10 protein-coding genes are annotated in these 14,560 nt (G+C 71.2%); 5 read left to right on the forward strand and 5 right to left on the reverse strand.

The window, feature by feature from the left end:
* The 3 genes from ACQPY0_RS40290 (at position 1) to ACQPY0_RS40300 (ending at position 6,098) form a co-directional block, all read left to right on the forward strand.
* A complete protein-coding gene (locus ACQPY0_RS40290; protein WP_432973356.1) occupies positions 1–2,553 on the forward strand; it encodes an ABC transporter permease in 2,553 nt (850 codons plus the stop codon).
* A gap of 218 nt (positions 2,554–2,771) precedes the next feature.
* Positions 2,772–3,539: an ABC transporter ATP-binding protein gene (locus tag ACQPY0_RS40295; RefSeq protein WP_432973359.1), complete on the forward strand. Its 768-nt coding sequence runs from the start codon at positions 2,772–2,774 to the stop codon at positions 3,537–3,539.
* Positions 3,540–3,545: 6 nt separating this feature from the next.
* Positions 3,546–6,098: an ABC transporter permease gene (locus ACQPY0_RS40300; protein WP_432973362.1), complete on the forward strand. Its 2,553-nt coding sequence runs from the start codon at positions 3,546–3,548 to the stop codon at positions 6,096–6,098.
* Positions 6,099–6,153: 55 nt separating this feature from the next.
* Here the strand turns inward: ACQPY0_RS40300 and ACQPY0_RS40305 are convergent, their stop codons facing one another.
* Both ACQPY0_RS40305 and ACQPY0_RS40310 read right to left on the reverse strand, forming a co-directional pair.
* Positions 6,154–6,792: an HAD family hydrolase gene (locus ACQPY0_RS40305; protein ID WP_432995562.1), complete on the reverse strand. Its 639-nt coding sequence runs from the start codon at positions 6,790–6,792 to the stop codon at positions 6,154–6,156.
* A 542-nt stretch (positions 6,793–7,334) separates the two neighbouring features.
* The gene (locus tag ACQPY0_RS40310) at positions 7,335–8,300 is read right to left on the reverse strand and encodes a ketopantoate reductase family protein (RefSeq protein ID WP_432973365.1); all 966 of its coding nucleotides are present in this window, start codon (positions 8,298–8,300) and stop codon (positions 7,335–7,337) included.
* 147 nt (positions 8,301–8,447) lie between these two features.
* Here ACQPY0_RS40310 and ACQPY0_RS40315 point away from each other — a divergent pair, with 147 nt between their 5' ends.
* Together ACQPY0_RS40315 and ACQPY0_RS40320 are read left to right on the forward strand one after the other, a co-directional pair.
* Positions 8,448–8,834: a hypothetical protein gene (locus tag ACQPY0_RS40315; RefSeq protein WP_432973368.1), complete on the forward strand. Its 387-nt coding sequence runs from the start codon at positions 8,448–8,450 to the stop codon at positions 8,832–8,834.
* Between the two features lie 289 nt (positions 8,835–9,123).
* Entirely contained in the window at positions 9,124–9,708 is a 585-nt protein-coding gene (locus tag ACQPY0_RS40320; RefSeq protein ID WP_432995564.1) for a YczE/YyaS/YitT family protein, read from the forward strand.
* Between the two features lie 55 nt (positions 9,709–9,763).
* Here ACQPY0_RS40320 and ACQPY0_RS40325 read toward each other — a convergent pair whose 3' ends face one another.
* The 3 genes from ACQPY0_RS40325 to metH all read right to left on the reverse strand — a co-directional run bounded on the left by ACQPY0_RS40325 (position 9,764) and on the right by metH (position 14,557).
* Positions 9,764–10,582, reverse strand: coding sequence for a M48 family metalloprotease (locus ACQPY0_RS40325; protein ID WP_432973371.1), 819 nt, complete (start codon positions 10,580–10,582; stop codon positions 9,764–9,766).
* A complete protein-coding gene (locus ACQPY0_RS40330; protein ID WP_432973374.1) occupies positions 10,579–10,950 on the reverse strand; it encodes a BlaI/MecI/CopY family transcriptional regulator in 372 nt (123 codons plus the stop codon). Before ACQPY0_RS40330 ends, ACQPY0_RS40325 begins: the two co-directional genes overlap by 4 nt.
* A 94-nt stretch (positions 10,951–11,044) precedes the next feature.
* Positions 11,045–14,557 (reverse strand): methionine synthase, encoded by a 3,513-nt coding sequence (gene metH, locus ACQPY0_RS40335; RefSeq protein ID WP_432973377.1) that lies wholly within the window; start codon positions 14,555–14,557, stop codon positions 11,045–11,047.
* Positions 14,558–14,560: the final 3 nt, after the last annotated feature.

A 14,560-nucleotide genomic window follows, 5' to 3' on the forward strand; every position in this document is an offset into this window, starting at 1 on the left:
ATGCTCAAGGCGACGCTGAAGAGCCTGCTGGCGCGCAAGCTGCGGCTGACGCTGTCGACCCTGGCGGTCGTGCTGTCGGTCATGTTCGTGTCCGGCTCGCTCGTGCTCACCGACACGCTCGGGCGCACCTTCGACAACCTGTTCGCCAACATCTACACGTACACCGACGTGCAGGTCTCGGCGAAGTCCCCGGTCCAGCAGCAGGGCGGCGGAAACTCGGACAACACCCCGTTCCCGGCCTCCACGGTCGACCGGGTGGCGAAGATGGACGGCGTGGCCAAGGCCACCGGCCAGGTGTTCCTCAACGGCGCCGTGCCGATCGGGAGCAACAACAAGGTCGTGGTCAACCAGACCGGGCAGCAGTACGGCGGGAACTGGACCGGCGAGGACGAGCTCGTGCACCTCACCGAGGGCCACGGGCCGCAGGCCGACAACGAGGTCGTCATCAACAAGGGCCTCGCCGAGACGGCCGACTACAAGCTCGGCGACCCGATCGACGTCGTCACCCGCGACCAGCAGCGGGCGACGTACACGATCGTGGGGCTGATGCAGTACGCCGGCGGGCGGGACTCGATGGCGGGCGAGAGCACCGTCTTCTTCACCACCGCCAAGGCGCAGCAGGCGATGCTCGGGGCGCTCGGGGAGTACAACGTCATCGACGTGAAGGCCGCGAGCGGGGTGAGCGACGAGCAGCTGCGCGACACCGTCAAGGCCGGGCTCGGCGACGACTTCGTGGTGCAGACCGGCCAGGAGCTGTCGAAGCAGTCCTCGGAGGCGATCAAGGGCTTCCTGAAGTACTTCAACTACCTGCTGCTGGGCTTCGGCGCCGTGGCGCTGCTCGTGGGCGTGTTCCTCATCCTCAACACGTTCTCGATCATCGTGGCGCAGCGCACGCAGGAGCTGGCGCTGCTGCGGGCGATGGGGGCCGCGCGGGGTCAGATTCTGCGTTCGGTACTGCTGGAGGCGCTGCTGATCGGCATCGTCGGCTCGGTGTTCGGCTTCCTCGTGGGTCTCGGCCTGGGTGCGGCGGGCGCGTACGCGTTCGTCGGGCTCGCCGACGGCGCCCAGGTCGCCGGGCTCGGGTTCCCGATCTCGGCCGTCATCGCCTCGTTCGCGATCGGCATCGGCGTGACGATCGTCGCGGCGCTCATGCCGGCGCTGAAGGCCTCCCGGGTCGCCCCGATCGCGGCGATGCGCGAGTCGGCCACCCCCGACCGGCCGCTGACCAAGCTCACGGTCTCCGGCACGATCGTCAGCGCGCTGGCGATCGGGTCGCTGAGCTGGGGCCTGGCCGGTGCCGGCGGCGCGACCCTGGCGCTGGTCTTCGGCGGCGTGCTCGGCCTGCTCATCGGCGTGGCGCTGCTGACCCCGATCATCAGCCGGCCGCTGGTCGCCGCGCTCGGCTCGGTGCTGTCCTGGTCGGTGCCGGGCAAGCTCGGCCGGCGCAACTCCTCGCGCAACCCGCGCCGCACGGCCATCACCGCCGGCGCGGTGATGATCGGCATCGCGATCGTGACGGCGATCAGCACCATCTTCAGCTCGCTGTCCACGGCGCTGGGCGACACCCTCGACAAGGACCTGCAGGCCGACGTGGTCGTGCTCGGCCAGCAGACCAGCGAGATCCCGCCGGTGGTCACCCCGGCCGAGCTGCAGCGCATCACCGACCTGCCGGACGCGCTGACGGTGGCGGCCTTCACCGCCGACGCCGTGGAGATCGACGGGCAGCAGCAGTACGTCACCTCCTACCTCGACCCGGCGGCCGCCGTGACCGTGCTCAAGCTCAAGCCCGACGAGGGCCGCATCGACAAGCTCGGCCCGGGCGAGTTCATGGTGGACCGCAAGACCGCCGACAACCGCAAGTTCAAGCTCGGCGACACCATCAGCGTGACGTTCGCCAAGGGCCAGACCAAGAGCCTGAAGCTCGTCGGCATCACCGGCGAGACGAACGTCGCCGGCGGCATCGTCGTGGACTACGACGACGCGAAGGCGGGCTTCTCCTTCCCGCAGCCGTGGCAGGTGTTCGTCGAGGCCAGGAGCGGGGCCTCGGCCACCGGGCTCAAGGACGCCGTCAACGACGTGCTCAAGGACAACCCGCAGGTGCAGGCGTACACGAAGGACGAGTACGTCAAGACCAACCAGCAGACCTTCGACATCGCCCTGGTGATCGTCCAGGTGCTGCTGCTGGTGGCCCTCGCGATCTCGGTGCTCGGGGTCATCAACACCCTGCTGCTGTCGGTCATCGAGCGCACCCGGGAGCTGGGCATGCTGCGGGCGGTCGGGCTGCGGCGCGGGCAGACCTGGCTGATGGTGACGACGGAGTCCATCGTGATCACCGTCTTCGGCACGGTGCTGGGGCTGGTCGTCGGCGCGGGGCTGGGCGCGGCGATCGTGACGGCCCTCAAGGACGCGCTCGGCTTCGGAGCGGTCACCCTGCCGTGGGGGCTCATGGTGGTGTACTTCATCGCCTCCGCCGTCGTCGGCGGCGTCGCGGGCTTCATCCCGTCGCTGCGAGCGGTTCGCCTCAACGTCCTGGGTGCCATCGCGTACGAGTAGAACCATGGTTGAACAGGGCCGTGGCCGCCTCCGGGTGGCCGCGGCCCTGCTCTTTGCGCGTATCTGACAAAGCGCTGCCGAACCGGGTCGGGGAAGACCCTGAGGCCGGCTCGGGACGCTCCCCCACCGCAATATCCGTGGCGGGCTAGGCCTGCGGACTGACGTTTTCGCCAATGGCCGCGGCGAGTATGAGTCCACACCATTTACCAGGGGGAATCATGACTGCATCGGTTGCGACGCGCACCGAGGTGGCCGCGCGGGCGGTCGACGTGTGGAAGGTCTACGGCTCCGGCGAGGCGCAGGTCAACGCCCTCGCGGGGGTGTCGGTGGAGCTGGAGAAGGGCCGGTTCACGGCCATCATGGGCCCGTCCGGCTCGGGCAAGTCCACGCTCATGCACTGCCTCGCCGGGCTCGACGCCGTGACGCGGGGGCAGGTGTACGTCGGCGACACCAAGATCACCGACCTGTCGGACCGGGGGCTGACGAACCTGCGGCGCAACAAGGTCGGCTTCATCTTCCAGCAGTTCAACCTGCTGCCGACGCTGACGGCGCAGGAGAACATCCTGCTGCCGCTGTCCATCGGCGGGCGTAAGGCGGACCCGGCCTGGTACGACACCGTCATCGACACGGTCGGCCTGCGCGACCGGCTCTCGCACCGCCCGAGCCAGCTCTCCGGCGGCCAGCAGCAGCGCGTCGCGTGCGCCCGCGCGCTGGTCTCGCGGCCGGAGGTCATCTTCGCCGACGAGCCCACCGGCAACCTCGACTCCCGCTCCGGCGCCGAGGTGCTGTCGTTCCTGCGCAACTCCGTGCGCGACTTCGGCCAGACGATCGTCATGGTGACCCACGACCCGGTCGCGGCCTCCTACGCCGACCGCGTGGTCTTCCTCGCCGACGGCCAGATCGTCGACGATCTGTACGCGCCGACCGCCGACGCCGTCCTGGACCGCCTGAAGCGCCTCGACAATGTCGCTGCCAAGGTGGGCTGAAGACTCATGTTGAAGGCCACCCTCAAGAGCCTGCTGTCGCGCAAGCTGCGGCTCATCCTGTCCGGGCTCGCGGTCGTGCTCGGCGTGATGTTCGTGTCGGGCGCGTTCGTGCTCACCGACACGCTCGGCCGCTCGTTCGACAGCCTCTTCGCCTCGGTGTACTCCGGCACCGACGTGCAGGTCACGAAGAAGCCGAAGCTCGCCGACGCCGGCTTCGACGGCCCGCAGCAGCAGCAGAGCGGCATCACCGCCGACCAGGTGAGCAAGATCGAGGCCGTGCCGGGCGTGGCCGGCGTGAGCGCGCAGGCGGCCGCCGACGGTGCCCGGGTCATCGGCAGCAACGGCAAGGTCGTCACCACGTTCGGCCCGCCGCGCCTGGGCGAGAACTGGACCGGCGAGAGCGACCTGCTGAAGCTGCGCGAGGGCCGCGGGCCCAGCGCCGACAACGAGATCGCCGTCAACGTCACCACGGCCAAGGCGGCCGGGATCAAGGTCGGCGACGAGGTCGGGGTGCTCACCCTGCAGCCGAAGAAGACCTTCAAGCTGGTGGGCATCTTCGGGTACAGCGGCGACCGCGACTCCATCGGCGGCTCGCTCGAGGTCATGTTCACCACGCCGGTCGCCCAGGAGCTGATGCTGGGCGAGAAGGGCGTCTTCAGCAGCATCGACGTCAAGGCCGCGCCGGGTGTCACGCACGAGGCGCTGCGCGACCGGGTCGCGGCCGCGCTCGGCGCCGACTACCAGGTCAAGACCGGCAAGGAGCTGCAGGACGCCACCGTCAAGGACTTCAAGCAAGGCCTGGGCTTCTTCAACAACGTCCTCGTCGGCTTCGCCGGCGTGGCGCTGTTCGTCGGTACCTTCCTGATCCTCAACACGTTCTCGATCATCGTCGCCCAGCGCACCCGGGAGCTCGCGCTGATGCGGGCGCTCGGCGGCAGCCGCGGCCAGACGCTCGGCTCGGTGCTCACCGAGGCGGTCGCCATCGGGCTGCTCGCGTCCGTGCTCGGGCTCGCGGCCGGCATCGGGGTCGGGGTCCTGCTCGCGTGGCTGTTCGGCAACCTCACGGGCGTCGCCCTGGCCTCCGTCGGCGTGCCGCTCACCGCGGTGATCAGCGCCTTCGTGGTCGGCCTGGTCGTGACGGTCGTCGCCGCGGTGCTACCGGCCCTGCGCGCCAGCCGCATCCCGCCGATCGCCGCGCTGCAGGAGGTGGCCACGCCCGACCGGCCGCTGACGAAGCTCACGGTCAGCGGCGCGCTCGTCGGCGCGGCCGGCGGTACCCTGCTGGGCCTGGGCCTGGCCGGCAAGGGCAGCGGCAACACCACGCTGTGGCTGATCCTCGGCGGCGTGCTGATCACGTTCATCGGCATCGCGCTGCTCACGCCGCTGCTGGCCCGCCCGGTGGTCAGCCTGCTCGGCCGGCTGTTCTCCTGGTCGGTGCCGGGCAAGCTGGGCCGGCTCAACTCGGGGCGCAACCCGCGCCGCACGGCGATCACCGCGGCCGCGCTCATGGTCGGCCTGGCCCTCATCACCGGCGTCAACGTCATCCTTGCCTCGGCCAAGCAGAGCCTGTCGCAGCAGGCCGAGAAGGACGTGACCGTCGACCTGATCATCTCCGGCGACGGGGACCAGAACGGGCCGGCGACGTTCGACCCGGCGGTGATGAACGCGGCGGCGAAGATCCCGGGCGTGTCCAGCGCCGCGTCGGAGTACTGGGAGCACGGCCAGATCGGCGCCGATCTCGGCTCGGTCTCGGCGGTGCCGGACGCGGCCGCGTGGGCGGGCATGTTCAAGCTCAAGGCCGAGCAGGGCGTGCTGCAGTTCACCGGCAAGGACCAGGCGATCCTCGACCCGGACACCGCCAAGCGGCGCAACCTCGCCGTCGGGCAGCGCGTCGACATGCAGTTCAGCCGGGGCGACGTGCACCACGTGACGATCGTGGGCATCTACGCCAAGAGCAACACCACCGCCGGCATCGTGGTCTCGCCCGACGTCATCGCGGACTTCCGCATCCAGCAGCCTTCGTGGGGGTACCTCAAGATCGCCTCCGGCACCTCGGTCGCCGACGTCCAGCGGCAGGTCGACACCCTGCTCAAGGACAACCCGGAGGTCTCGGTCGCCAACCGCGCCGAGTACGTGGCGGGGCAGTCGGCGCAGTTCGACCAGCTGCTCACGATGATCCAGGTCCTGCTGGCGCTGGCGATCCTCATCGCGGTCCTCGGCATCGTCAACACCCTGGCACTGTCGGTGCTGGAGCGGACCCGGGAGCTGGGCCTGCTGCGGGCGATCGGCATGCGCCGGGCGCAGACCATGCGGATGGTCACCGTCGAGGCGGTCGTCATCTCGGTCTTCGGCGCGCTGCTCGGCCTCGGGGTCGGCGTCGGCCTCGGCTCGGCCGTGGTGCGGGCGCTCAAGGACGAGGGCTTCACGACGATGGCGTTCCCGTGGACGCAGATGGGCACGTACCTGGTGCTGGCCGCCCTGGTCGGCGTGATCGCAGCGGTGCTGCCGTCGATCCGCGCCGCCCGCGTCAACGTCCTGCAGGCCATCGCACACGACTGACACTTCGCTCGGGGGTGGGCGCCCGCGGCCTCTTTTCGGGCCGCGGGCGTCCGGTTTATCCGACGAGCTTGCGCAGGTAGTCGATGTCCACGTCGAGCAGCGATCCGATGAGGGTCACGCCCTCGGGATCAAGATCAATTTCACATGGTACGGCGAGGACGGCGCACCCGGCCGCCCGCGCGCTGCGGATACCGTTGGGCGAGTCCTCGACGGCCACGCAGTTGCCGGCCTCGGCCCCGACGAGCCGCGCCGCGGTCAGGTACGGCTCCGGGTGCGGCTTGGTCTGGTCCACCTCGTCCCCGGCGACGACGGCGTCGAAGTTGCCGGCCCCGATGGTCAGCAGCGCCACGTCCACGAGGTGCCGGTGGGTCGCGGTGACCAGCGCCAGCGGTACCCCCTCGGCCTTGAGCGCGGCGAGCAGCTCCTTGGCCCCCGGCCGCCACAGCACCCCGGCGCCAAGCAGCTCCTTGACGCGCTCCTCCAGCCACACGACACTGCCGTCCATCGCCGCCCGGGTCATCGGCAGCCCGAGGTCCTCGTGCAGGATGCGCATCGAGTCGGCCATGTTGGTGCCGATCATGTCGCGCCGCGCCTGCGCGGACAGCGCCCGGCCGTGGTGGGCGGCAAGCTCATTGAGCCCCACCTCCCAGATCTTCTCGCTGTCCACGAGGGTCCCGTCCATGTCGAAGAGCACCGCCTGCATCGCCACGGATCGGATCCTGCCAAGCCCGGGTTGCCGACCGGGCCTTGCACGGCGCTTCCGTGCGCAAACTCACGACCGCCACCATCGTCGTGCCCGTCGCGATCATCACCTGGCTCATGGCGCCGCCGCTCCTGCGCTGGACCATGGGGAAGGTCGAGTAGACGGCCGAGGAGGACATCGCCTGGCCAGGCGAACCTGCGCCCCCTCGCGCCGGTGACCGGGGCGCCCTCACCGCCCCGGCCGTGACGAGGGACGGCCTGGCCCGGCTGCGCTACGTGGGTGCGTCGGCGTAGATGCACTGCCGCACCGCCTCACCCCGATCGCCGCGTTCGCTCCGATCCGGCCTCGGCCCATCATCGCGCCCGTCCCGGCCACCGCGCGCCCTGGCCCAGGCGCCACTCGCCCCAGCCCGAGCGCCGTGTCCCGCGCTACGCCCGCGCGAGTGCGATCGCGGCCAGGAACTCGGCCTGTCCCGGCCACCGCGCGCCCTGGCCCAGGCGCCACTCGCCCCAGCCCGAGCGCCGTGTCCCGTGCTATGCCCGAGCGAGCGCGATCGCGGCCAGGAACTCGGCCGCGGTCATCGAGCCGGGGGCCGTGCCGCGGCGGGCGGCCTCGACGACCAGGCGGCGGGCCGTCTCGTTGACCGGCGTGGGGACCCCGTGCAGCCGGCCCAGCAGCACGATCTCGCCGTTGAGGTAGTCCGCCTCGACGGCGCCGGTGCCGCGGGCGAGACTCTGCCAGGTCGAGCCGCCGCCGCGCTCCTCGCCGGCGACCGGGACCATCCGCAGAATGTCGCCGCGGCGCTCGGCGTCCTCCGCGGCGCTCGTGTACGCGATGCCGGCGGCCTGCAGCACGCGTTCGCCCTCGGCCCGGAGCGGTTCGGCGGCCTCGTCCAGTGCCTCGACGCGGCCGCACAGGGCCTCGACCGCGTTGGCGAGGTTCATGAGCAGCTTCGCGTACTTGCGGCGCATGATGTCCTCGCGCGGCTCGCTGTGGAAGCCGGCCGCCCGCAGCTGAGCCGCGATCGCATCGCAGATCTCGTCGGTACCGTGCGGAATGCGGCCGATGTCGAGAATCCCCGGGACCGGGTCGCACTGGGCGAGCACCACGCCGGGGCTGAGGTGTCCGGACGGGAGCATGACGCACACGCCGTACACCTGCGGGAAGAGGCGCAGGGCGGCGCGCTCGTTGGCGACGCCGTTCTGCAGGCACACGACCGGCACGTCGCGGGGCAGGCGCTGCAGCACGCCCTGGGTGTCGTTGCTCTTGACGCCGAGGACGGCCACGTCGCCGGCGCGCCAGTCCACCTCGTCCGGGGTCGCGTAGGCGGGCAGCCGGTGGACGGAGTCGCCGCCGGCCTGGCGCAGCAGCAGCCCGTCGCGGCGGATGGCCTCCAGGTGGGCGCCGCGCGCGACGACCGCCACGTCCGCGCCGGCCCCCGCGAGCCGGCCCGCGACCACGCCGCCGACCGCGCCCGCTCCGATGATCACAAATCGCACGGCGACGACGGTACCCAACGAACGCTCCGAAAACCACGTACGACGTCCGGTCGTAGCGGCGGCCCTTGCTGGCACGAATGGGGGAATCAACCTACGACGTCCGCTAGTAGTGTTCCAAGCATCTTCCCCGAGAAAGGAATTCCGCAGATGAGCGAGTACGGCGAGTTCGAGATGGGCCACGAGTCGGGCGAGCTGGAGCAGCTGCACCAGGCCTCCGGCAGCGAGCAGGACTACCAGTCGCAGTTCGGCGTGTTCGCGCAGGACCACAGCGCGTCGGAGTCGACCGACTTCGAGACGGGCCGCCACGTGGAGTACACCGGTGCCGACGGGTCGCACTTCGAGTCGACCGACTTCACCAACTACTCCCACGACACCGAGGAGTCGGACTCGGTGTTCGTGGCGCAGGGCAGCGAGTCGATGCACAGCGCCGAGTTCTCCGAGCTCGACGCGCTACGCGCGCAGTTCGAGTCGAACTTCGCCCAGGGCACCCAGATCACGGACGGCGGACCGGGCCTGTCGATCGGGTCGAACTGACGGAACCTCTACGAAACACACTAGTAGTAGAGTGTGCGGCGGCCGCGCCGGAACGGATACCCATTCCCTTGGTCGGACTCCGGCGCGGCCGCCGCACCTTGCCGGATTTTCGCCCGCCAAGGTATGGGTAGGGCGTCCTGCGAGATCCAGGTGCGCCGAACGCCGCTCGAGCTCGGCCATACCACCAACCCTGAATTGGTCTTGGCGATGCCGGACCAACTCGGCCAGTCTTAGGGCCGTGCGCCTGCTTCTACCGCTGCCGACCGACCGTGTGGTGCTGCGCTGGACCATGCTGCTGTGCGGATTGGCGCTCTACGGGTTGAGCAGCGGGCTGATCCTGCAGGCCGGCCTGGGTGTGGACCCGTGGGATGTCCTGCACCAAGGCCTGGCCCGTACGTTCCGAGGACAGGTCGGCACCTGGGCGATCCTCGCCAGCGTCGTCGTCCTGCTGCTGTGGCTGCCGCTGCGTGCACGCTTCGGCGTCGGCACGCTCGCGAACGCTGTGCTGGTGGGACTGTGCATCAACGTCACGGTCTGGCTGGTACCAGTGCCGCACAGCCTTGCCCTGCAGGCGCTCCTGCTCATGACCGGCATCCTGCTCAACGCCTTCGCCACGGGCCTGTACATCGGTGCAGGCTTCGGGCCGGGGCCCCGAGACGGGTTGACGACCGCGTTCGCGGCCAGGGGACATTCGATCCGGCTCGTCCGCACCGTCATCGAAATCGCCGTCCTGGCCGTCGGCTGGCTGCTCGGCGGGTCGGTCGGGGTCGGGACCCTCCTGTACGCTGCGGCAATCGGGCCGCTCACGCACATCACCATTCCGCTCCTGAGGCCCGGCGTACCCGCTGTCCCCCCTGCCGGCGACCGGCTCTGATCGCGCCGGCAACGTCGGCAGCCGGCACAACACCCTCGGCCGATCGCCCGGGCGGTCACCAGGCGGCGATCGAGCGCTCCAGCACCGCCAGCACCGGGGGCGTTACTAGCAGGGCCGTGCAGCCCGCCGAGACGCCCGCGCGGGACAGGGCGCCCAGCGGTCGCGGCGGGTCGAGCAGGCGGTGGACCCGCTCCAGGGCGTCACCGCCGTGCAGGGCCAGGTCCGGGGCCGGGCCTGCCAGGCCTGCCGGACGAGCCGGAGCCGCCGGACCAGCCGAGCCCGCCGGACCGGCCGAGCCCGCCGAGCCCGCCGGACCAGCCGAGCCTGCCGGACCGGCCGGGGCCAGGGCGACCAGGGCTCGGGCCAGGTCCAGGCGGTCGGCGCTGCGGGCCGCGGTGTCGTCCGCGCACAGTTCGACCAGGCGGTCGACCTCGCGGTGGCCGAGGCGGAAGCAGGCCGCCCACGGGAACGCCTGGGCCAGCATCCGCATCCAGCGGGTCGCCTCGAAGTGCCGGCCCGTGTGGTGGCCGCGTTCGTGGGCGAGGACCGCCGAGAGCTCGGGGGCCGCCAGCCGGTCCACCGCCGCCGAGGTGATCACGATATCGGCGGCGCGGCCGGGCAGGCGGGGGCCCGGCATGAGGTAGGCGGCCGGCTCGGGGTGGGGCACGACGGTGGCGCCGGGGACCGGTGCCGGGGTGCCGGCCAGCCGCACCAGCAGGCGCAGGCGGCTGCGCAGGCAGCGGTGGGTCTGGTACAGCCGGCCGGCGCTGAGCAGCAGCCGCGTGCCGAGCAGGGCCAGGGCGGTGAGGCCGGCGACGGCGAAGGCGCGGGCCCGGTGGTCGTGGCGGCCGACGACGAGCAGCAGCGGGCTCACCGGCCGGCGATCCGGCGCTCGTACGTGCTCAGCGCCTCCCGCAGCGCCGCCGCCTCGTCCAGCGTCATGCGCCCGACGAACTGGGTGAGGGCCTCGAGGCGGTCGCCGCTGTCGACGAGGGCCTCGTGCATGGTCCGGGCGACGTACTCGTCACGGGTGAGCGCCGGGGAGTAGCGGTAGGCGCGCCCGGCGGGCTCGCGGGTGAGCCAGCCCTTGCGGTGCAGCGTGTCCATGACGGTCATCACCGTGGTGTAGGCCAGCTCCCGGTGCCAGGTGAGCTCGGTCAGGGCCTCGCGCACGGTGGTGGGGCACTCACGGCGCCACAGCAGCTCCATGAGCGCCGCTTCCAGATCCCCGAACCCCTGCACCGACGCCTCCCCCGGCCCTGCGACCCTCGCCAAAACTAGCGAGGATCGTATCGGGCCGGGGCTCGCGAGCGGGTCGGCCGAAGCGTCGGGAACCTCACTTGGCGTTGAAGTAGGACGCGTCGGGGTGGTGGACGATGATCGCGTCGGTGGCCTGCTCCGGCACCAGCTGGAACTCCTCGGACAAGCTCACGCCGATGCGGTCCGGGCGCAGCAGGGCGACCGTCTTGGCCCGGTCCTCCAGGTCCGGGCAGGCCGGGTAGCCGAAGCTGTAGCGGCAACCGCGGAACTCAATGCGCAGCAGGCCGTCGAGGTCCTTCGGGTCCTCGTCGGCCAGCGCCCGGCCGTCGGGCAGGACCAGCTCCTCGCGGACGCGGCGGTGCCAGTACTCGGCCAGGGCCTCGGTCAGCTGCACCGACAGCCCGTGGACCTCCAGGTAGTCGCGGTAGGCGTTCTCGGCGAAGAGCTTCGCGGTGTAGTCCGACACCGGCTGGCCGACGGTGACCAGCTGCATGCCGATCACGTCGAGCTCGCCCGCGTCGCGGGGCTTGAAGAAGTCCGCGATGCACAGGCGGCGGTCGCGGCGCTGGCGCGGGAAGGAGAAGCGGGCCCGCTCGCTGTGCCCGTTCTCGTCGAGCACGACGAGGTCGTTGCCCTCGGAATAGCACGGGAAGTATCCGTAGACGACGGCGGCCTCGAGGATCCGGTCGGAGGCGAGGCGGTCCATCCAGTACCGCAGCCGCGGCCGGCCCTCGGTCTCCACCAGCTCCTCGTAGGAGGGGCCGGTGCCGCCGCGGGCACCACGCAGGCCCCACTGGCCCAGGAACGTGGCCCGCTCGTCGAGCAGGGCCGCGTAGTCGGCCAGCGGGATGCCCTTCACGACGCGGGTGCCGTGGAACGGCGCCTTCGGTACGGGCGCGGCGTAGTCGATGTCGGAGCGCACCGAGGCGTCGTCCAGCGCCGGCAGGTCCTCGCGGACCTCGACCGTGCGGGCGCGGCGCTCGCGGCGGGCGGCCAGGGCGGCCTCACGCTCGGGGTCGACGACCGGGGCGCCGCCGCGCTTGGCGGTCATGACCCGGTCCATCAGGGCCAGGCCCTCGAAGGCGTCGCGGGCGTAGTGGACGTCGCCGTGATACAGGGCGCGCAGGTCGTCCTCGACGTAGGCGCGGGTCAGGGCGGCGCCGCCGAGCAGCACCGGCCAGCGCTGCGCCACGCCGCGGGCGTTCATCTCCTCCAGGTTCTCCTTCATGATCACCGTGGACTTGACGAGCAGGCCGGACATGCCGATCGCGTCGGCCCGCCGCTCCTCGGCGGCGTCGATGATCGCCGAGATCGGCTGCTTGATGCCGATGTTGACGACCTCGTAGCCGTTGTTGGACAGGATGATGTCGACGAGGTTCTTGCCGATGTCGTGCACGTCGCCCTTGACGGTGGCCAGCACGATGCGGCCCTTGCCGGCGTCGTCGTCGGACTTCTCCATGTGCGGCTCGAGGTAGGCGACCGCGGCCTTCATCACCTCGGCGGACTGCAGCACGAACGGCAGCTGCATCTGCCCGGAGCCGAACAGCTCGCCGACGGTCTTCATGCCGTCCAGCAGCACGTCGTTGATGATCGTCAGCGCCGGCATGCCCGTGAGGGCCTCGTCGAGGTCGGCCTCCAGACCCGCCCGCTCGCCGTCGATGATGCGGCGCTTGAGCCGCTCGGACAGCGGCAGCGCGGCGAGCTCCTCGGCGCGGGAGGCGCGGGCGGAGGCGACGTCGACGCCCTCGAACAGCGCGATGAACTTCTGCAGCGGGTCGTAGCCCTCGGCCCGGCGGTCGTAGACGAGGTCGAGGGCGACCTGCCGCTGCTCGTCGGGGATGCGGCTCATCGGCAGGATCTTCGAGGCGTGCACGATGGCGCTGGTCAGCCCGGCCTGCTGGCACTCGTGCAGGAAGACCGAGTTGAGCACCTGGCGCGCGGCCGGGTTGATGCCGAAGGAGACGTTGGAGATGCCCAGGGTGAAGTTGATCCCCGGGTACAGCCGGGTGATCTCCCGGATCGCCTCGATCGTCTCGATGCCGTCGCGGCGGACCTCCTCCTGCCCGGTGGTGATCGGGAAGGTCAGGCAGTCGACCAGAATGTCCTCGACGTGCATGCCCCAGTTGGTGGTGAGGTCGTCGATGAGGCGGGCGGCGACGCGGACCTTCCACTCGGCGGTGCGGGCCTGGCCCTCCTCGTCGATGGTCAGCGCGACGACCGCGGCGCCGTGCTCCTTGACCAGCGGCATCATCCGCGCGTAGCGGGAGCCGGGGCCGTCGCCGTCCTCGAAGTTGACGGAGTTGACGATGCACCGCCCGCCGAGCATCTCCAGACCGGCCGCGATGACCTCGGGCTCGGTCGAGTCGAGCATGATCGGCAGGGTGGAGGCGGTGGCGAAGCGGCCGGCCAGCTCGCGCATGTCCTGGGCGCCGTCGCGGCCGACGTAGTCGACGTTGAGGTCGAGCATGTGCGAGCCGTCGCGGGCCTGCTGGCGGGCGATCTCCAGGCAGGTCTGGTAGTCGGCGGCGAGCATCGCCTCGCGGAACGCCTTCGAGCCGTTGGCGTTGGTGCGCTCGCCGACCATGAGGACGCTCGCGTCCTGGTGGAAGGGCACGTGGTGGTAGATGCTCGCGATGCCGGGCTCGACCTGGGGCCGGCGGGCGACCGGCGCGGTGGCGCCGAGCTTGCGCGCCACGGCATTGATATGGGCCGGCGTCGTACCGCAGCAGCCGCCCACCAGCCCGGTGCCGTATTCGAGCACGAAGCGCTGCAGCGCATCGGCGAGCTCGTCGGGCTGCAGCGGGTAGTACGCCCCGTCGGCGGTGAGCTGGGGCAGGCCCGCGTTGGGCATGACCGAGACCGGGATCCTCGCGTGCTGGGCGAGATACCGCAGATGCTCGCTCATCTCGGCGGGGCCGGTGGCGCAGTTGAGGCCGATGAGGTCGATGCCGAGCGGCTCCAGGGCGGTCAGCGCGGCGCCGATCTCCGAGCCCAGCAGCATCGTGCCGGTCGTCTCGACGGTGACGTGGCAGATGATCGGCAGCGTGCGGCCGGTGGCGGCGAAGGCCCGCTGCGCCCCGATGATCGCCGACTTCGTCTGCAGCAGGTCCTGGCAGGTCTCGATGATCAGCGCGTCGGCGCCGCCCTCGATGAGGCCGCCGGCGTTTTCGAAGTACGCGTCACGCAGCGCCGCGAACGGGGCGTGCCCGAGCGTGGGCAGCTTGGTGCCGGGCCCGATCGAGCCCAGGACGAACCGGGGCCGCTCGGGGGTGCTGTGCGCGTCGGCGGCCTCCCGGGCCAGGCGCGCACCGGCCTGCGACAGCTCGCGGATGCGCGACTCGATGCCGTACTCACCGAGGTTGGCCAGGTTCGCGCCGAACGTGTTCGTCTCCACGGCGTCGGAACCGGCCGCGAAGTACTCCTCGTGCACGCCGCGGACCACGTCCGGGCGCGTCACGTTGAGCACCTCGTTGCAGCCCTCGTGCCCCTCGAAGTCATCGAGGGTGAGCTCGGCCGCCTGCAGCATGGTGCCCATCGCGCCGTCGGCCAGCAGCACCCGCTCCGCGAGCGTCTTCAGTAGGTCCGCCATACC

The organism is Dactylosporangium sp. CA-233914, assembly GCF_050942935.1.
Taxonomy (GTDB): domain Bacteria; phylum Actinomycetota; class Actinomycetes; order Mycobacteriales; family Micromonosporaceae; genus Dactylosporangium.

What these genes read in the sequence shown, in the direction of transcription:
- ACQPY0_RS40300 (WP_432973362.1), top strand. Translation starts at nt 3,546, where the DNA reads ATGTTGAAGGCCACCCTCAAGAGCCTGCTGTCGCGCAAGCTGCGGCTC.
- ACQPY0_RS40290 (WP_432973356.1), top strand. Translation starts at nt 1, where the DNA reads ATGCTCAAGGCGACGCTGAAGAGCCTGCTGGCGCGCAAGCTGCGGCTG.
- ACQPY0_RS40320 (WP_432995564.1), top strand. Translation starts at nt 9,124, where the DNA reads ATGCTGCTGTGCGGATTGGCGCTCTACGGGTTGAGCAGCGGGCTGATC.
- ACQPY0_RS40295 (WP_432973359.1), top strand. Translation starts at nt 2,772, where the DNA reads ATGACTGCATCGGTTGCGACGCGCACCGAGGTGGCCGCGCGGGCGGTC.
- metH (WP_432973377.1), bottom strand. Translation starts at nt 14,557, where the DNA reads ATGGCGGACCTACTGAAGACGCTCGCGGAGCGGGTGCTGCTGGCCGAC.
- ACQPY0_RS40315 (WP_432973368.1), top strand. Translation starts at nt 8,448, where the DNA reads ATGAGCGAGTACGGCGAGTTCGAGATGGGCCACGAGTCGGGCGAGCTG.